At 64.6% G+C, this 16,380-nt stretch carries 20 protein-coding genes; 11 read left to right on the top strand and 9 right to left on the bottom strand.

The window, feature by feature from the left end; genetic code table 11:
- Window positions 1–4 precede the first annotated feature (4 nt).
- The 4 genes from P9217_RS02260 to P9217_RS02245 all read right to left on the bottom strand — a co-directional run bounded on the left by P9217_RS02260 (window position 5) and on the right by P9217_RS02245 (window position 4,424).
- On the bottom strand, window positions 5–838 hold the full coding sequence (locus P9217_RS02260) for an ABC transporter permease (RefSeq protein WP_067330676.1): 834 nt from the start codon (window positions 836–838) through the stop codon (window positions 5–7).
- Between the two features lie 23 nt (window positions 839–861).
- A complete protein-coding gene (locus tag P9217_RS02255) occupies window positions 862–1,974 on the bottom strand; it encodes an ABC transporter substrate-binding protein (protein ID WP_066999254.1) in 1,113 nt (370 codons plus the stop codon).
- A gap of 68 nt (window positions 1,975–2,042) precedes the next feature.
- On the bottom strand, window positions 2,043–3,137 hold the full coding sequence (locus P9217_RS02250; protein ID WP_095801538.1) for an ABC transporter ATP-binding protein: 1,095 nt from the start codon (window positions 3,135–3,137) through the stop codon (window positions 2,043–2,045).
- Between the two features lie 390 nt (window positions 3,138–3,527).
- On the bottom strand, window positions 3,528–4,424 hold the full coding sequence (locus P9217_RS02245) for a LysR substrate-binding domain-containing protein (RefSeq protein ID WP_066999260.1): 897 nt from the start codon (window positions 4,422–4,424) through the stop codon (window positions 3,528–3,530).
- A gap of 82 nt (window positions 4,425–4,506) precedes the next feature.
- On the opposite strand from P9217_RS02245, the gene P9217_RS02240 reads away from it, so the two are divergent.
- Window positions 4,507–6,093, top strand: a complete 1,587-nt coding sequence (locus P9217_RS02240) for an amidohydrolase (RefSeq protein WP_278086742.1) — start codon at window positions 4,507–4,509, stop codon at window positions 6,091–6,093.
- A 31-nt stretch (window positions 6,094–6,124) separates the two neighbouring features.
- Entirely contained in the window at window positions 6,125–7,057 is a 933-nt protein-coding gene (locus P9217_RS02235) for a dimethylarginine dimethylaminohydrolase family protein (protein ID WP_127325416.1), read from the top strand.
- A gap of 113 nt (window positions 7,058–7,170) precedes the next feature.
- Here P9217_RS02235 and P9217_RS02230 read toward each other — a convergent pair whose 3' ends face one another.
- Window positions 7,171–7,500, bottom strand: coding sequence for a hypothetical protein (locus tag P9217_RS02230; protein WP_127246655.1), 330 nt, complete (start codon window positions 7,498–7,500; stop codon window positions 7,171–7,173).
- Between the two features lie 222 nt (window positions 7,501–7,722).
- On the opposite strand from P9217_RS02230, the gene P9217_RS02225 reads away from it, so the two are divergent.
- The gene (locus P9217_RS02225; protein WP_127325417.1) at window positions 7,723–9,162 is read left to right on the top strand and encodes an FAD-binding oxidoreductase; all 1,440 of its coding nucleotides are present in this window, start codon (window positions 7,723–7,725) and stop codon (window positions 9,160–9,162) included.
- A gap of 14 nt (window positions 9,163–9,176) precedes the next feature.
- Here the strand turns inward: P9217_RS02225 and P9217_RS02220 are convergent, their stop codons facing one another.
- Window positions 9,177–9,377, bottom strand: coding sequence for a hypothetical protein (locus P9217_RS02220; RefSeq protein WP_095779104.1), 201 nt, complete (start codon window positions 9,375–9,377; stop codon window positions 9,177–9,179).
- 137 nt (window positions 9,378–9,514) lie between these two features.
- Between P9217_RS02220 and P9217_RS02215 the strand changes: the two genes are divergently transcribed.
- From P9217_RS02215 to P9217_RS02200, 4 genes are all read left to right on the top strand, one after another.
- Window positions 9,515–9,775, top strand: a complete 261-nt coding sequence (locus P9217_RS02215) for a hypothetical protein (protein ID WP_127246657.1) — start codon at window positions 9,515–9,517, stop codon at window positions 9,773–9,775.
- A gap of 3 nt (window positions 9,776–9,778) precedes the next feature.
- Window positions 9,779–10,039: a hypothetical protein gene (locus P9217_RS02210; RefSeq protein WP_127334995.1), complete on the top strand. Its 261-nt coding sequence runs from the start codon at window positions 9,779–9,781 to the stop codon at window positions 10,037–10,039.
- 123 nt (window positions 10,040–10,162) lie between these two features.
- Window positions 10,163–10,642 (top strand): class I SAM-dependent methyltransferase, encoded by a 480-nt coding sequence (locus tag P9217_RS02205; protein ID WP_067330704.1) that lies wholly within the window; start codon window positions 10,163–10,165, stop codon window positions 10,640–10,642.
- A gap of 71 nt (window positions 10,643–10,713) precedes the next feature.
- Complete coding sequence (locus tag P9217_RS02200) at window positions 10,714–10,929, top strand: hypothetical protein (RefSeq protein ID WP_278088265.1); 216 nt, start codon at window positions 10,714–10,716, stop codon at window positions 10,927–10,929.
- On the opposite strand, the gene P9217_RS02195 is transcribed toward P9217_RS02200, so the two are convergent.
- From P9217_RS02195 to P9217_RS02185, 3 genes are all read right to left on the bottom strand, one after another.
- A complete protein-coding gene (locus P9217_RS02195) occupies window positions 10,926–11,630 on the bottom strand; it encodes an SOS response-associated peptidase (RefSeq protein WP_095824689.1) in 705 nt (234 codons plus the stop codon). The two genes, P9217_RS02200 and P9217_RS02195, sit on opposite strands and share 4 nt — an antisense overlap.
- Before the next feature lie 104 nt (window positions 11,631–11,734).
- Window positions 11,735–11,953 carry a hypothetical protein gene (locus P9217_RS02190; RefSeq protein WP_066999287.1) on the bottom strand — a complete coding sequence of 73 codons (219 nt, stop codon included), beginning with the start codon at window positions 11,951–11,953 and terminating at the stop codon, window positions 11,735–11,737.
- Window positions 11,954–12,535: 582 nt separating this feature from the next.
- Window positions 12,536–12,682: a hypothetical protein gene (locus P9217_RS02185; RefSeq protein ID WP_082954140.1), complete on the bottom strand. Its 147-nt coding sequence runs from the start codon at window positions 12,680–12,682 to the stop codon at window positions 12,536–12,538.
- A gap of 230 nt (window positions 12,683–12,912) precedes the next feature.
- On the opposite strand from P9217_RS02185, the gene P9217_RS02180 reads away from it, so the two are divergent.
- The 4 genes from P9217_RS02180 (at window position 12,913) to P9217_RS02165 (ending at window position 16,358) form a co-directional block, all read left to right on the top strand.
- A complete protein-coding gene (locus P9217_RS02180) occupies window positions 12,913–13,071 on the top strand; it encodes a hypothetical protein (protein ID WP_164748208.1) in 159 nt (52 codons plus the stop codon).
- 238 nt (window positions 13,072–13,309) lie between these two features.
- A complete protein-coding gene (locus P9217_RS02175; RefSeq protein ID WP_127246660.1) occupies window positions 13,310–14,377 on the top strand; it encodes a type III polyketide synthase in 1,068 nt (355 codons plus the stop codon).
- A complete protein-coding gene (locus P9217_RS02170; protein ID WP_127246661.1) occupies window positions 14,374–15,108 on the top strand; it encodes a methyltransferase domain-containing protein in 735 nt (244 codons plus the stop codon). Before P9217_RS02175 ends, P9217_RS02170 begins: the two co-directional genes overlap by 4 nt.
- Complete coding sequence (locus P9217_RS02165; RefSeq protein WP_127246662.1) at window positions 15,105–16,358, top strand: NAD(P)/FAD-dependent oxidoreductase; 1,254 nt, start codon at window positions 15,105–15,107, stop codon at window positions 16,356–16,358. The genes P9217_RS02170 and P9217_RS02165 overlap by 4 nt, the downstream gene beginning before the upstream one ends.
- Window positions 16,359–16,380 lie beyond the last annotated feature (22 nt).

The following is a 16,380-nucleotide window of genomic DNA, read 5'->3' as shown; positions in this document are numbered from 1 at the left end:
CTTGCTACACCAATTGCTTCGGTTTGACGTAGCGGAACAAGAGCGCCATCAGCGCGCCGACGAACACCACCAGCACGACGCTTATTGCCGCGCCCAGCCCCCAGTCCGGGCTCTGGAAGATGCGAAGATAGATGAGTTCGGCGATCATCACGCTGCGGCCGCCGCCGAGGATCGCCGGCGTGACGAAGAAGCCCAGCGAGAAGACGAAAGTGATCATCGCCGAGCCGATAATGCCCGAGCGCGTCATCGGCACGAACACCGTCCAGAAGGTGCGCATGCGGCTGGAGCCAAGACCGCGCGCCGCGAGCAGCACGCGCTCGTCGAGGCTGCGCATGGCCGAAGCCAGCGGAAACACCGCGAAGGGGATGAGGAAATGCGACATGCCGACGATGACGCCGAACTCGTTGCGCACGAGCGTCAGCGGCTCGGAGATGAAGCCGATCGATTGCAGCCAGGTGTTGATGAGCCCGCGGTTGGACAACAGCGCCACCCAGCCGAAGGCGCGCGTCAGCACCGAGATCCAGAACGGCACCAGGATGCAGAATTCCGCAAGCACGCGCTGCACCGGGCTGCCGCGCACCCAGACGACCGTGATCGCATAGGCGGCGGTGACGGAAACGATGGTGACGATCGCCGCGATGCGCAACGTGCGGACGAATACCGACTGCACCAGCGGATCGCTGACCAGCGCGCCATATTGGCCGAGTCCCGGCGTCGGCAAGGTGAAGCTCCACTTCACCACGCCGAGGAAAGGCCAGGCATAAGCAAGGACCAGGAACAGGAGCAGCGGCGCCATCAACAGCGCCGCGCCCGTCCTGTCGGAGAGGGTGCCCCTCATGTCAGTTCAGCATCTCCGCCCGCTCAAGCCGAGATGATCTTGGTGTATTCGTCGAGCGCCGCGCCGTAGTTCTTGGCGTACCACTCCATGTCGAGCGGGATCTGCTTCTTCATGTTTTCCGGATCGACCGGGTTGATGCGCTTCTTGTCGGCCGGGATCAGCGCGTCGGCCGCCGGGTTGGCCGGGCCCTGGCCGAGCTTCTCGAACATCACCAGTTCCTTCTGCGGATCCTGCGTGCTGGCGATGAACTTCATCGCAGCTTCCTTGCCGCCGGGGTTGTTCTTCAGAACCGCGAGCGCGCCGGGCGAGATCAGGCCCTGGTCCCAGATGAACTTGATCTGGCCGCCCGAGTCCTGCTCGATCAGCGAGGCGCGCGTCGACCAGACGATCGCCATGGAAGCCTCGCCGTTGAGCAGCACGCTCTGGCTTTCGGCGCCGCCGCCCCAATAGGAGACGACGTTTTCCTTGAAGGCGGCGATCTTGTCATGCGCTCGCTTGAGGTCGAGCGGATAGAGCGAGGCGGGTGCCACGCCGTCGGCGAGCAGGGCGGCTTCCCAGCTCGACACACCCCATTTGTAGAGCGAGCGCTTGCCGGGGAATTTCTTCACGTCGAAAAAGTCGGCCATGCCGGTCGGCGCATTGGAGCCGAACTTCTGCGAGTCGTAGGCGATCACGTAGGAGAAGAAATAGGTCGACGCGGCAAATTCCCAGCCGAAGCCCGGCCGCATCTTGCTCTTATCGACGATCTTGTAGTCGATCGGCTCGAGCATGCCCTGGCCGCCCAGCGTAATGGCCGAGAACGGATCGACGTCGACCAGGTCCCAGGTCGGCGCGCCGCTCTTGAACTGCGCGGCGATCGCGCCCTCGGTCGGGCCCGAGCCGTCCATCTTCACCGGGATGCCGGTATCCTTGGTGAAGGCCTGGCCGTAGGCGGCGTCGTAAGCGGTGATGGCGTCGCCGCCCCAATTCACCAGCACCAGCCCCTTGGTCTCGGCTTGAGCATGGGTCGAGCGCAGCAGCATCGGCGTGCCGGCGAGCACGAGGCCTGCAAGCTGCGCGAATTGCCGGCGCGAGATCTCGCCGCGTTTTGCCCTCTCTGCGAGGGAGTCGATGGTCTGTTTCTTGGTCTCGTTCATGTCAGTTCCCCTTGTTTTAATTGATCTGATCCGGAAACCGACGCGGCGAATTCACGCCGCTTCGGCGCTCATTGTCCTCCGTCCGGCAGGAGGAAGCCCTTTTCCGCCGGCCAGGTCAGCCAGACGGAATTGCCCTTGCTCAACGCTGCCGCGGCCACCTCGTTCGGCACCGAGACGGTGACCTTCGCACCCTGGCGCGTGGTCAGGTCGAGCTTGGTCGCCGCACCCAGATAGGTCGAAGCGACAGCAGTGGCGGCGATGCCGTTTTCGCCGGCCGCTGCCTCCGGCGCGATCGACATGTGTTCCGGCCGGATTGCCAGGATAGCGTCGCCGCGGACCTTTTCTGCTTTGCAGCGCATGTTGACCGCCCGGTCCTCGCAGACACCGGTGGCGCCATTATCGGCGGGCTTGACGCCCTTCACGGGCAGCATGTTGATCTCGCCCAGGAACTCGGCGACGAAGCGGCTGGCCGGCCGGTCGTAGACCTCGTCCGGCCTGCCGACCTGCAAGAGCTTGCCGTGATTGAAAATGGCGACGCGCGAGGAAAGCGCCAGCGCCTCGCTCTGGTCGTGAGTGACGAAGACAAAGGTGGTGCCGGTCTCCTGGTGCAGCCGCTTCATCTCGGCCTGCATCTGGCCGCGCAGGCTCTTGTCCAGCGCCGAGAACGGCTCGTCGAGAAGCAGCACGCCCGGCTCGAACACCAGGGCGCGGGCGAGCGCCACGCGCTGCTGCTGGCCGCCGGAAAGCTGCGCCGGCAATTTCTTCTCGTGGCCTTTGAGACCGACGCGCTCGATCATCTCGCCGACACGGCTTTTGATCTCGGAAGCGGACTTCTTGCGCACCTTGAGCGGAAAGGCGATGTTCTGTTCCACGCTCATATGCGGGAACAAAGCATAGCCCTGGAATACCATGCCGGCGGCGCGCTGTTCGGCCGGCCGGTCGGTAATGTCGGTGCCGTCGCTGAAAAGCCTGCCCTCGCTCGGCTGCACGAAGCCGGCCAAGATCATCAGGAAGGTGGTCTTGCCGGAACCGGATGGCCCAAGCAGCGTCAGGAACTCGCCGCGGCCGATATCGAGCGTGAGATTGTCCAGCGCCCGGAACGAGCCGAAGCTCTTGCCTATCCCGTTCGCCTTGATCTCTGCGGCCCGGCCGGGTTGCTGCATCCTGCCTTCGTCCTCACGCTTGTTTCAAATCGTATGCACGGCGCGCGTTCACCGCAACCGAATAGTTTTCGTCTGTTCGGCAAATTTGATTCACGGATGGGCAGGTGGCGCGAGCGTCTCCCAAACTTGGGCGTTCGGCGGGCTCGCCAACCTTCGCGATTGGCGAAGGCGTTCATGCCGTCGCCATTTCAGGGCGGAGCAAGGAGCGAAGCGACGCGCGCAGACCCTGGTTGCCATGCCGTGACCTCTGGGAGCTGCAACGGTGCAGAATTCTGATCAAGCGTGCCTTTCGCGATCGCCACGGAATGGATCCTCGGGTCAAGCCCGGGGATGACGACCGGACGGTTGGCACTCCGAGGGACATCCTAAGGCGTGCCGGCGTCCCCGCCTTCAATACTTCGCCAGCCTGCTTTCCAAAAGCTTCGCCCGCAGCCAGTCGCTGAAGGCATTGAGTACCGGGTGGCCCGCCTTGGCATGCTCGAAGACCAGATAGTAGGAGCGCGGCGAGGGCACCGTCGCTTCGAACGGCTTGACCAGCCTGCCCTCGCTCAGCGCCCGGCGGCCGGTCAGCTCGTCTCCCATGGCGATGCCCTGGCCGGCGATTGCCGCCGAGAAGACGAGGTTCATGTCGGAAAAGAAGATGCCGCCTTCGGTGTCGGGATTTTCCACCTTCGACAGCGCCAGCCAGCGCGCCCAGTCCTCGGTATCGCTGAGATGCAGCAGGTTGGCGCGCAGCACGTCGGCGGGCTTGGAAAAGCCGCCCACCTTGTTGAGCAACGTCGGGCTGCAGAGCGGGGTGAAGGAGACCTCGCAAAGCAGCTCCACCGCGCGGTTCGGCCAGTTGCCGACGCCGAAGGCGATGAAGGCGTCCGCCTCCGGATTGCTGACGTCGTCGAGCCGCCGCGGCGTGAGCACCGACAGCGCGACGTCCGGATACATCTGCTGGAACTCGCCGATATGGGTGCACAGGAACATCGACGCGAAGCCCGGCGGACAGGAGATGCCGAAGGAGCCGCCGACGCCGGCGCCGCTGTTCTGCGTCCCCGCGTCGCCGAGCACGGTCAGCGCCTTCCTGACATCGGCGGCGTAGCGCTGGCCGCGCGGCGTCAGCGCCACGCCCTTGCCGATGCGCTGCAAGAGATCGAAGCCGAGGTCGCGTTCGAGCAGCCTCAGCTGATGCGAGACGGCGCTGCGGGTGAGGTGGAGTTCATCGGCCGCGCGCCACACGCTGCCGTGACGAGCAAAACTGTCGAGGGCGCGAAGCGCCTGCGTGGAAGGTATGCGCAAGAGGCCTCAGGTGAACCGAATTTGCACGAGCCGGGAAAACATATCACTTTTTGAAGAGCCGCTTCACTGCTTTCTTTGCGGCATGGAGAAACCGGTGACGACATCAGCGCAGGAAACGGCACTGGCCTGCATCGACGGCATCCAGCCGCTCTTGTCGGCCTGGACGCGCACCATCTTCGACCTCGGCGAGACCGCCTGGCGCGAGTACCAGTCCGCAGCCTGGTATGTCGACCGGCTGAAGCGTGAAGGCTTTTCGGTGGAAGAGGGCTCGGGCGGCATGCCGACCGCCTTCTGCGCGCATTGGACGAATGGCGACGGACCGACGATCGGCATGTATGCCGAATACGACGCCGTGCCCGGCAACTGCCAGGATGCCGCGACGGTCAAGCAACCGCGGGCGGGGCTCAGCGTCGAGGCGGGTGGCCATACCGATCCGCACTCGGGCCTCGGCATTGGCAGCCTCGGCGGGCTGCTCGCCGCCAAGGCCGCGATGCAGCAGCATGGCATTCAAGGCACGCTGCGCTTCACTGGCGAGCCGGCAGAGAAGGTGAGGGGCTCGAAGCCGATCCATGCCGCCAAGGGCTATTATGACGGCCTTGCGGGCATGATCTCCTTTCATCCCTTCTACATGCTGCCGCTCTGCAACACCGCGCGCTGGGACACGCATTGCGGCGCGGCCTATTCGATGATCTACCGCTTCATTTGCGACGAGCCTCAGAATTGGGGCCGCGCAAGCGACGGCGCCCCGATCCCGCAGGCGCATTCCGCGGTCAGGGCGCCAGGTGCCAACGATGCGCTGATGATGATGTACATGGCTTCCAAGGCGCTGCGCGATTCCATGCTGACGCACCAGGGCGGCTGGTCGATCAGCGAGGCGATCCTGACCGCGGGCCAGGCGACCGCCGACAATCTGCCGGCGGGCCTTGCCGAGATCCAGTACATGATCCGCGTGCCGACCATCGCCATGGCCGAGCAGGTGACCGCCGTGCTCGACCGAAACGCGGAAGCGGCGGCGAAGATGAGCGGCTGCCGCTACGAACGCCACTGGGTGTCGAAGTCGCGCCCGGGACTGGCCAACCACGCCATGGCCCGCATCACCTATGAAGCGCTCTCTACCGTCGGTCCGCCACAGTGGAACGAAGAGGCGAGGGCGATCGCCCGCGAGGTCCAGGTCAATGCTGGCGGCGAGGCGACCGAGAATCCGTTCATCGACGAGCTGGAGCGCCTTATCACGCCGCAGGAGGCCGAGGCGGTCCTGCGGCGCGACCTGCCGCCCTCGCAGGTGAACTCGACCTCGGACGACTATACCGACATGAGCTGGCACGCGCCGACATCGCGCTTCTACGTCGCCCGCCCGGCGCTGCGTTCGGCCAACGGCCACGCCTATCCCGCTTGGGTGATGAATGCGTTGGGCGGCATTGCGGCCACCATCGACCCGATGGTGACCTGCGCCTCCAAGACCGTCGCGCTCACCGCGCTTCGCCTACTGGAAGACAAGGCGGCGCGCGATGCGGCCATGGACGAATTCGTCAAGCGAACCGGCGGCGGCGCCGGCGGCTCGAACTGGATCGCGCCGCTTTGCGACTACGAGCCGCCGATAAACTTCCGCTGGCCGGAATATGTCACCACCGGGCGCGGGCGCGACTGGTGGATACCGAGCAGCCAATGATCTCAAGCAGACCGACCCCGAGGAGAACACCATGACCGTCCATGACCGCATCGTCGCTGAGCCGTTCTCGCTGCAGCGCCGCAATCCCAATGGCGGCACCAAGCCGCTCACTGCCTGGGGCTTCGCCAACGAGACCGACGTTCTGAGCGACGTGCTGCTCGGCTCGCCCAATTTCCTTCGCCATCTTTCGACCAGTTCGCTGTCCAGAAAGCATTTGCGCGAGGCGCCCTGCAACATCCAGATCGCCCAGGCGCAGCACAAGGACCTCGTCGCCGCTTACGAGCATTTCGGCGTCACCATCCACTGGCACGAGCCGACGCCGGAACTGCCGATGCAGGTCTATTCGCGCGACTCCAGCGTCATGACGCCCTACGGCGCGTTCATCACCGCAATGGCCAACTGGTGGCGGCGCGGCGAGAACTACGCCGCCATCCGCACCTATGAGAAGCTCGGCATCCCGATCTACGACATGGTGACCGCCGGCACCTTCGAGGGCGGCGACTTCAACGTCATCGAGGAAGGCGTGGTGCTGATCGGCTGCGGCGGCGCCCGCACGCAGGAGGAGGGAGCGCGCCAGGTGCAGGCCTGGTTCGACAAGGAAGGCTGGGAGACGCGCATCGCCTTCATCGACGAATACTACGTGCACATAGACCTGATGGTGGTGCCGATCGCCGAAAAGCTCACCGCCGTCTGCCTTGCCTGCACCGAGCCCGGCATCGTCGACTGGCTGAAGGGCAAGGGCCACGAGATCATCGACGTGCCCTTCCAGGATACGATGGCGCTCGGCTGCAACTTCATGTCGCTAGGCAAGGACAGGGTGATCGCCCCGACCTCGAGCAAGACGCTGATCGAAAAGCTGAAGGCACGCGGCTTCGAGGTGGCGGCCGTCGACATGAGCGAGATCTCCAAGACCGGCGGCGGCATTCACTGCATGGCGCAGGCGCTGAAGCGGGTGAAGGCATAGGAGCACGGCGCCGAAGCTGCCAATCTCCCCCTTGAGGGCCCTTGAGGGGGAGATCTCCAGCAGGACAGAAGGGGGCGCGAAAGAGCTTCGATCTGTCCCGTTTCGCTCTCTCTCTACGCTGCGCCGGTCCACTCAGCGTATCGCCTCAGGCCCATGCCGGCGAACAGCATAATCATCATGATGGTGAAGAAGAAGGCGATGCCGAGGTAGAAGAAATTCGCTATGGGCGAAATCTTCACATACCGCACCTGCTTGAACGGCACGCCGCTCGGCTTTGTCGCCGCCAGTCCGAGCCAGAAGAAGAGGGTGACGGCAACGAGCACGCCGATATAAGGATCCATCCAGTCCGGCACTCTGACGAAGCCGAAATTGAACGCAAACGCCCGGTTCGCTGACAATAGCAGCACAGACGATATCGAACAGGCAAACAACATGCGTTTCATGCGGCGTTCCCCTATATCCGCAGCGATAATCTCTCTTGATTGAGAGCCTGTTATTCCTGCCCGTCAAGATTGCTGGCAACGCGCGTGCCGTTCTTGCCAATCGTTTGTTGAGCAACGCCCGCACGGCCGGCTCGCTGCCCGCGATAACTTGCGGGATGCCGAACATGAGCGCACACTAAAATTCGGGCGGAGGGGGCTCATCAACAAGAACGGGAGGAATTCATGAATGCCATGAGCTTCACTGCCCTTGAGGGCGGCAAGACCACAGTCGATGCCGCCGCCCTGGAAACGCTTTCGACGCAAATACGCGGCACGGTGCTGCGGGAGGGTGACGCCGGCTACGACGGCGCGCGCAGCATCTGGAATGACATGATCGACCGGCGGCCCGGGCTGATCGCGTGCTGCGTCGGCGCCTCCGATGTCGTTGCCGCGGTGAATTTCGCCCGTGAGAACGGACTTCTCGTCTCCGTGCGCGGCGGCGGTCACAACATTGCCGGCAGCGCCATCTGCGAGGGCGGCCTCGTCATCGATCTCTCCATGATGAAGTCTGTGCGGGTCGATGTCGCGGCGCGGCGCGCCTGGGTCGGACCCGGCGCCACGCTTGTCGATGTCGACCGCGAAACGCAGGCCTTCGGACTGGCGCTGCCGACCGGCATCAACTCGACCACAGGTATTGCCGGCCTGACACTGGGCGGCGGCTTCGGCTGGATCACCCGCAAATACGGGCTGACCATCGACAATCTCGTTTCGGCCGACGTGGTAACCGCGCACGGCAAGCTGCTGCGCGCCAGCGAGACCGAGAACGCGGACCTGTTCTGGGCGCTGCGCGGCGGCGGCGGCAATTTCGGCGTCGTCACGGGGTTCGAGTTCAAACTTCACCAGTTCGGGCCGCAAGTGCTGTCGGGCCTTGTCGTCCATCCCTTCGCCGATGCCGGGAAGGTGCTTCGGGAATACCGCGCCGCGCTCGAAACTGCCCCCGACGAACTGACCTGCTGGGTGGTCATGCGGCAGGCGCCGCCGCTGCCCTTCCTGCCGGCCGAATGGCACGGCAAGGAAGTGCTGGTGCTGGCCATGTGCTATTGCGGCGCTATCGAGGCTGGCGAAAAGGCGACGCAAAAGCTCCGCGCCATCGGCACGCCGATTGCCGACGTCGTCGGTCCCAACCCGTTCACGGGCTGGCAGCAGGCCTTCGATCCGCTGCTCGCGCCTGGCGCCCGCAATTATTGGAAGAGCCATGACTTCACCGAGCTTTCCGACAGCGCGATCGAGATCACCACGACCGCGATATCCAGGCTTCCGGGTCCCGAATGCGAGATATTCTTCGGCCATGTCGGCGGCGTCGCTGGCCGCGTCCCGGCGGAAGCGACGGCGTTTCCGCAGCGGAGCTCGCATTTCGTCATGAATGTTCACGCCCGCTGGCGCGAACCGGCCATGGACAAGGCCTGCATCGAATGGGCTCGAGACATCTATGAAGCATCAAAGCCTCATGCTGCCGGAACGGCCTATGTGAACTTCATGCCGGAGGATGAGATCGACCGTGTCGAAGCGGCCTATGGCGGCAATTATCGCCGGTTGCTCGAGATCAAGCAGCGCTACGATCCGCAGAACCTGTTCCGCATGAACCAGAACCTGCGTCCGAAGGAAGGACTGCGGGCCGCCTGACGGGGCAGCATGCCTCAGCCGCGCCGTCCCGACGCGTCTCGTTGACGAAGCCTTGAAGCCTGGAGCGCGTCGAGCCGTTGCTGGAGATGGCCGTTGAACACGATCATCTCCTTCAGCGCCTTCACCGGGTCGCCCTTGTGGCGGGCGATGAACCGCTCGGCGATTGCCTGAAGCGCCGCTTCCTCGCGGCTGTCGAGCCTGACGATGTGATCCATCTCGGGTGCTCCGCAGGTTCCCACTAGCATGTGAACAAAAAGGGAACAAAATTGTCAACGACGAATTGACTCAGCGAGGAACGGGTTCCTATTTTGTCAGCAGATGGGGCGGTTGCTCAGGATCACGGAGAGCCGCGTTGGGCAGACGGAGAAGCCGCTATGACAGATTGTTCCGGTCGGACGCGGAGGCGATCATTCGCGATGCGTTGGAACTGCGCCAGACCGTGCTGGCGGCGCAGCTCAATCTCAAGACCAACGGCGAAATGTACTGGCGGCTCAACGGGTTGGTGGAGAGGCTGCATGAGATGATGGGCGCGGTGGCGGGCAGGGACCTCGATTTCCGCGCCGCCTGGCTCGGCCTGCTGCCGCTGCCTGAGGATTATTCAGACCGGACATGAGAAATGGCCGGACCCATGGACAGCGTCGGCCGGGCGGCCAAGGCCAACATGCTGCTCATAGTCGAATGCCGCCACTGCTACCACGCCGGCCGCTTCAAGGCGAACGACGTGGCCAAGGTGGTCGGCTGGAACAAGCCGCTCGAAACCATCCGCTTCCGCTGCAAGCGCTGCGGCCGCAAGGACACTGAGGTCAAGACCCAGTTCATCGACCAGGATCACCCGCCCAAGGGTTATATCTGGGTGCTGCAGAAGGCGAGGGGATAGCAGCTGTCACTCAACACGCGAGCTATTTCTGAGACCTGGTTTTACCGCGTTCGGGATCGACGGTGTCCCTGGCCGAAGCTACAGTGGCGGCCCTCGACACCATCGAGCCTGCCCGGAGCGCCCATGGACAGCCGCCTCGACCGCATGATCGCCCGCCTCACCACCCAGCGCCGGGCGCTGGAGCGGGCGGCGGAGGAGACCCGGGACTTGCCCGGCCCGGTGCTGGAGATCGGCCTGGGCAAGGGCCGCACCTACAGCCATCTGCGCAAGCTGTTCCCGGACCGCCGGATCATCGCCTTCGACCGCGACCTGCACGCCCCGGCTGATGCGGCGCCGGCCGGCGCCGACCTTGTGCTGGGCGATTTCCGCGAAACGCTGTCCGCCTTGTCCGGCTGCGCGCCCGCAGCCTTGGCCCATGCCGATTTCGGCAGTGAGGACCGCGCCCGCGACACCGCCCAGGCCGGCTGGCTGGCGGCGCTCATCGATGCGTTGATGGCACCGGGTGGCCTAGTGGTCAGCGACCGGGCGATGCAGTCGCCGCGCTGGACCCCCTTGCCCTTCGACACGCCGGACTGGCCTTATTTCCTCTGGCGCGTGAACTAGCCGCCACCACAGCTCACTTCACATCCGGCATCCGTTTCCGCGGCTTCGTCGGCCGGGCGGTCAAGGCCAACATGCTGCTCATAGTCGAATGCCGCCACTGCTACCACGCCGGCCGCTTCAAGGCGAACGACGTGGCCAAGGTGGTCGGCTGGAACAAGCCGCTCGAAACCATCCGCTTCCGCTGCAAGCGCTGCGGCCGCAAGGACACTGAGGTCAAGACCCAGTTCATCGACCAGGATCACCCGCCCAAGGGTTATATCTGGGTGCTGCAGAAGGCGAGGAGCTAAAACAACGACCCCTGCGCCGGCGGTTCCGCCGGAAACTTGATCTGCGTCGCCGGCTTGTCCACGATCACCAGCGCGTCGTTCGGCGCCGGCCGCTGCAGCGTCTTCGCCTCCGACCACGGCGCTGTCAGCCACAGCTCGGTCTCCTCCTGAGTGGTCAGCATCACCGGCATCGCCTTCTCGTGGATCGGCGCGATCAACGCGTTCGGCCTGGTCGTCAGGAAGCCGTAGAGCTCGTGGTCGCCCGGACCTTCCTTCACCTTGCGCACGCCATGCCAGGGCGTCCACATCCCGGCGAAGAAGAACAGCGGGCGGTCCTCGCCGAGCGCGAACCAGAAATTCTTCTGCACGCCGGTTTCAGGATCCTTGTCGCCGGGCTTTGGCGAGGGCTCGGCAAAGCTCGTCACCGGCACCAGGCAGCGGTTCTCGACGCCGAGATAAGGCAGCCAGTGGGCATATTGCGGGTTGCGGATGTTGGTCGTGCCGGGATCGGCATTGCCGCGCACGCGTTCTTGCGGCGTCGGCATGCCCCAGCGCAGCCGGGCGAGCTCGCGGCTGCCGTCGGCGGCATTGCGCACCACCGGCGCCGGCTGGTTCGGATAGATGTCGACCGAAGGTTCGAGATTGCCCGAAATGTCGCGCAGCGCTCGCGTCCACTGGCGGATCGCTTCCTGGCTTGTGGTGATGTTGTAAAGATTGCACATCGGCAGCATCCCCGTCCCGCCGATTGTTCCCATATTTTCCGCGGAGCGCAAACTGGTTGCCGGTGAGGCGATGGCAAGCCACACGAATTGAGGATATCGGGCGCTCAGCGTCTGCGCCCGCCGCGCCGCTTTGGCTCGGCCGGCTCCGCGGCCGGCGGCTCGCCCGGCAGGCCCAGCCGGTGGCGTTCCTCCTCGGCGAAGGCTTCGGCTTCCGCGTGGATGTTGAACAGTTGATGGGCCAGCCGGCCGCCTTCGACGACGCGCACCAGCCATTGGCCGTTGATGAATTTTACGCGGACACTGTCTGGTTCGCCTGCCACCATGTGCAGCTCCAGCTCGTCGCCCTAAGAATTGCATCCTCGAACAGCAATACGATTTAACGCACGAAGGGTCGCCGCAAGCAACCGCTTATTATCCTCAGCAGGAGAATAGTTGCAAGGCACGAGCACACTTGATGTCGAAAATACAGATTTCCGGTAAGGGCCGTTCAAAATGGATAAAATCCAGACACTGAAAGCTTGAAGGACACCCTAGGTAGAATTCGACTTCGATGCGGCGCCCGGTCCGCGCAACGATACGCCTCTCGAGCGCTTTGGAGCGATTGTGAGCGCGTGCAGGTCCACCGCGGCAGCAGCGCTGGTTACGGACCCATCGGTGGTGTGGAGGGCTTGCTTGCAAGGCGCGCCGACGGCCCGGCAGCCTGGGGGGGGTGTTTTGGGTTCGGCGGCCGGGCCTGACCGGAGTTTGCGAGCCTGCCGGCTACTTCGAACATGCGCTTGTACTAATGCAAGGGCAAGAACGACCTAGGCCCTAGGACCAAAGCAGTGGGAGGGGCGCAAACGGCCGAATACGAGCACCGGCCCGCGCGAGGCTCCGGCCCGCCTCCACAGAACATTTGCCCAGCATCAGAAACCGAAGAACTGCTTGCCCACGAGGTAGCCCAGCGCCACGACTGCCAGCGGGAACAGCGCCGGCGCTATCCTGCCGAATGGCGAGGATCTTATCTCGCCCGCAGGGGCGTTGGGCTTGGCGTTGCCGAGGTTCTTGGTCATGGGTCCGTTACCGGAATTCGCTGCCGGGTGACCAACAATATTAGAAAGCGCTGATTAATTTTCTCACAATTCGATTGATGCAATTTGCAGCTATCGCCGGTAGTCGCTCTTCGCCCGGGGGTGCGCTTCCCGCTTCCTTGCCGATACCGTCAATGTCGGACCGGGCGAGCGTTCTACCCGCCTGGGAACCCTTCCCGCCCTCGCCAGGTTGATATGCGAGGCGAACCACCATGCTAGATAGGCCCCCTGCCGAAAACCCGGGAAGGACCCTCGCCATCGTGCTGGCGGTCGGCCTCACCATCATCGCCTTGTTCTTTATCGGCTTCAGATATTCGGAGCGCGATCAGGGAGCCTTGATCGTGCCCGGAACGGTGCAGGGCAGCAAGTGATCGAGCCGAAATCCTTGCCTGCTGCTAGGGCGCGGAAAAGGCTGTAACACTTTGATTTGCCTATCATCCCCTTCAAATCTTTTAGTTTCGGGATCATACGCCAGGGGAAGAAACAGGTTTTCCGAAACGTTTATCGAACAGGCAACGGTCAGCGCTTGGCGCCTGCCAAGGCGCGCTCATGAGCAAGGAACCCCTCCGGCAACAGCGCGCACCGCGCCGAGGCCCAGGGAGACAGTACATGTCCGCTAACGCCTACATCAACCGGATCGCGACGGCGGTTCCCCAGCATGAAGTCCACCAGTTCTACCTGCGCTACGCGGCCTCCATGCTCTGCAGCGACCGCAGGAAACTATTCGAACGCATGGCCGGGCTTGCCGGCATTGACCACCGCTTCTCCTGCTTTGCCCCGGCTCTCGACCCCGAAGGGCCGTCGGTCGATCTCGGCGGGATCTTCAAGCGCGGGGCATTTCCCGGGACGGCCGCCAGAATGGCTATGTTCGCAGAGGCCGCCCCCGCGCTGGCGCAAAAGGGCGTCGACGGGCTGCATCTCGGCAACGAGGCTTCGCGCATCACACACCTCATCGTCACCACCTGCACCGGTTTCTCCGCGCCCGGCATCGACCTCGACCTGGTTCAGCGCTGCGGCCTTGCGGACGGCGTCGAACGCACGATGATCGGTTTCATGGGCTGCTACGCTGCGGTCAACGGCCTCAAGCTTGCACGCCACATCGTACGCTCCGATCCGGGGGCAAGGGTACTGCTGGTCAACATCGAGATCTGCACACTACACATCAGGGAAACCACCGAACTGGAAAAGCTGCTCTGCTTCTGCCTCTGGGGCGACGGCTGCGCTGCGAGCATCGTCACCGCCGAGCCGCCCGGCATCGAGCTCGACTCCTTCCGCTGCGCCGTCGCGAACGAGCAGCGCGAACTGATGACCTGGGATATCCGTGACCAAGGTTTCGACATGGTTCTTTCCGGCAAGGTACCGGCCGCTGTCCAGGAAGCCCTGCGCAGCAACCGGGACGCGATCCTCGGAGGCCGGGCGCCGGAAGCGATCGACCTCTGGGCTGTGCATCCCGGCGGCCGCAGCATTCTCGACGCCGTCGAAAGGGCGTTTGAACTCGAGCCCGCCGCGCTCGAGCCGTCGCGCGAGGTGTTGCGCCAATATGGCAACATGTCGTCGCCAACCGTCATGTTCGTGATGGAGAAGATGCTGAAGCAGCCGGGCGGGCTGCTCGGCTGCGGCATGTCGTTCGGGCCCGGGCTGACGGCCGAGACCATGCTGTTCAGGACCGTCTCATGAGTGCGCTCGCTGAACGCAGCCTCGTTCCGGAAATCCTGGACGGGCTCGCGGCCGACGATGCGCGGGCAATCCGCTCGCGCCGCGATCTCGCCCGCATCAACGCGCTGATGTTCCAGGCGCCGATCATGGCTTCGCTCATGCGGAAATTTTTGCCGAGGCCGCCCGGCCGCATCCTGGAGATCGGCGCCGGCGACGGCACCTTCATGCTCAAGGTGGCGTGGCGCATGGCACGCGATTGGCGCGAGGTGGAGCTGACGATGCTCGATCGCGTCCGCCTCGCCACGCCGAGGCTCGCGGCGGATTTCGCCGGGCTGGGATGGAGGGTCGAAACCATCACCGCAGATGTCTTCGATTGGGCGGAGAAGGGGGATGGCAGACCCTTCGACGCGATCACGGTCAACCTCTTCCTGCATCATTTCAGCGATGCTGCACTGCTGCGGCTGTTCTCGCTATTGCGGCCCAAGGCGCCGCTCATCCTGGCGACGGAACCGCTGAGGGCGGGCTTTGCACTGATCGCGGCCCGGCTTCTGCCGGCAATCGGCGTCAACGACGTCACGCGACATGATGCGGTTGAAAGCGTCCGCGCCGGCTTTCGCGGCCACGAGCTTTCCGATCTTTGGGCTGCCGCCGGCGGCAACCCGCTCGAGGAACGGCGCGCAGGGCCTTTCTCGCATGTCTTTGTCGGGGCCTCGGCGATCCAGGTTGGGGATGCGCCCAGGGATAAGCCGTGAAGCGCGCATCCACCCACGATGCGATCATCATCGGCGCCGGCCCGGCGGGCACGTCGGCGGCGCTGGCGCTCGCCCGGCGCGGATGGGCTGTCGCGATCGTGGAGAAGAGCGCGTTTCCGCGCCGCAAGGTATGCGGCGAATACATCTCGGCAAGCAACCTCGCGCTCCTTGACCGGCTGGGTATCGGCGATGCTTGGCGCGGCGAGGCCGGTCCGGAAATACGCCGGGTCGGCCTCTTTTCCGGCAATGCCAGCATCGAGGCGCCGATGCCGGGCGCGCGATCCGGACCCGCAGCAAGAGACGGCTTCGGCCGCGCGCTTGGCCGCGACATATTGGACACGCTGCTGCTCGACGCGGCCCGCTCGGCTGGCGTGGAAGTGTTCCAGCCCTGCCGTGCCGTCGCCATCGAAAGGGATGGCGACCGCCAGGCGGTGCGGATCCAGGCTACAAGCGGCAGTCCCGGCGAGGAGGGGATGACCCTGCGGGCATCGGTAATCGTCGCTGCACACGGTTCGTGGGAGCCGGGGCCGCTGCCGAGCCAGCTCGGGAAACAAAGCCGCTCCTCGGACCTGCTCGGGTTCAAGGCACATTTCACCGGGTCGGCGCTGCCGCCCGATCTGATGCCGCTGCTCACTTTTCCCGGCGGCTACGGCGGCATGGTGCTCGCCGATCGTGGCCGCCTATCGATCTCGTGCTGCATTAGGCGCGACGTGCTTGCCCGGCTGCGCGGCAGCCTTGCCCGCGAACGCGGCGGCCATGTCCCGGCGGCCGAAGCCGTCGAGCGTCACATCAGGGCGACATGCCGGGGCGCGCGGGACGCGCTGGCGGATGCCCGTCTCGATGGTCCGTGGCTGGCCGCCGGTCCGATCCGGCCGGGCATCCGCGCAGGCTACGAAGCAGACATCTTCCGCGTCGGCAATGTCGCTGGCGAGTCGCATCCGATTATCGCCGAGGGGATATCGATGGCGCTTCAGTCCGGCTGGCTTGTGGCTCAGGAACTCGGCGGGGCGGCGAGCGGGCGGGCGGGACGGGAAGCGGCCGGCAAACGTTACGAGGCGGTCTGGCGAAGATTATTCTCAACGCGGGTCCTGGCCGCCGAAGCCCTGGCTCGGCTAGCCCTCGGCCCCGGCGGCGTCGCGTTGATGGAGGTAGTCGTCCGCAATTTTCCACGCACGCTCACCTTTGGAGCGCGGCTCAGCGGCAAGACAAAACCTGTCCCTGGTTTGGCCGATGCGCGCCTGGCTCGATAGGTTGGCCTAGAGTTCAGCCACG

The organism is Mesorhizobium sp. WSM4989 (assembly GCF_029625795.1).
Taxonomy (GTDB): domain Bacteria; phylum Pseudomonadota; class Alphaproteobacteria; order Rhizobiales; family Rhizobiaceae; genus Mesorhizobium.
This window is presented reverse-complemented; position numbering and strand designations above follow the sequence as displayed.

Bases quoted from the DNA above. Each gene is read 5' to 3' on its own strand.
- P9217_RS02240 (WP_278086742.1), top strand. From the start codon at position 4,507: ATGGAGAAACCGGTGACGACATCAGCGCAGGAAACGGCACTGGCCTGC.
- P9217_RS02185 (WP_082954140.1), bottom strand. From the start codon at position 12,682: ATGACCAAGAACCTCGGCAACGCCAAGCCCAACGCCCCTGCGGGCGAG.
- P9217_RS02225 (WP_127325417.1), top strand. From the start codon at position 7,723: ATGAATGCCATGAGCTTCACTGCCCTTGAGGGCGGCAAGACCACAGTC.
- P9217_RS02175 (WP_127246660.1), top strand. From the start codon at position 13,310: ATGTCCGCTAACGCCTACATCAACCGGATCGCGACGGCGGTTCCCCAG.
- P9217_RS02235 (WP_127325416.1), top strand. From the start codon at position 6,125: ATGACCGTCCATGACCGCATCGTCGCTGAGCCGTTCTCGCTGCAGCGC.
- P9217_RS02210 (WP_127334995.1), top strand. From the start codon at position 9,779: ATGGCCGGACCCATGGACAGCGTCGGCCGGGCGGCCAAGGCCAACATG.
- P9217_RS02190 (WP_066999287.1), bottom strand. From the start codon at position 11,953: ATGGTGGCAGGCGAACCAGACAGTGTCCGCGTAAAATTCATCAACGGC.
- P9217_RS02260 (WP_067330676.1), bottom strand. From the start codon at position 838: ATGAGGGGCACCCTCTCCGACAGGACGGGCGCGGCGCTGTTGATGGCG.
- P9217_RS02255 (WP_066999254.1), bottom strand. From the start codon at position 1,974: ATGAACGAGACCAAGAAACAGACCATCGACTCCCTCGCAGAGAGGGCA.
- P9217_RS02195 (WP_095824689.1), bottom strand. From the start codon at position 11,630: ATGTGCAATCTTTACAACATCACCACAAGCCAGGAAGCGATCCGCCAG.
- P9217_RS02230 (WP_127246655.1), bottom strand. From the start codon at position 7,500: ATGAAACGCATGTTGTTTGCCTGTTCGATATCGTCTGTGCTGCTATTG.
- P9217_RS02205 (WP_067330704.1), top strand. From the start codon at position 10,163: ATGGACAGCCGCCTCGACCGCATGATCGCCCGCCTCACCACCCAGCGC.
- P9217_RS02200 (WP_278088265.1), top strand. From the start codon at position 10,714: ATGCTGCTCATAGTCGAATGCCGCCACTGCTACCACGCCGGCCGCTTC.
- P9217_RS02220 (WP_095779104.1), bottom strand. From the start codon at position 9,377: ATGGATCACATCGTCAGGCTCGACAGCCGCGAGGAAGCGGCGCTTCAG.
- P9217_RS02180 (WP_164748208.1), top strand. From the start codon at position 12,913: ATGCTAGATAGGCCCCCTGCCGAAAACCCGGGAAGGACCCTCGCCATC.
- P9217_RS02170 (WP_127246661.1), top strand. From the start codon at position 14,374: ATGAGTGCGCTCGCTGAACGCAGCCTCGTTCCGGAAATCCTGGACGGG.
- P9217_RS02250 (WP_095801538.1), bottom strand. From the start codon at position 3,137: ATGCAGCAACCCGGCCGGGCCGCAGAGATCAAGGCGAACGGGATAGGC.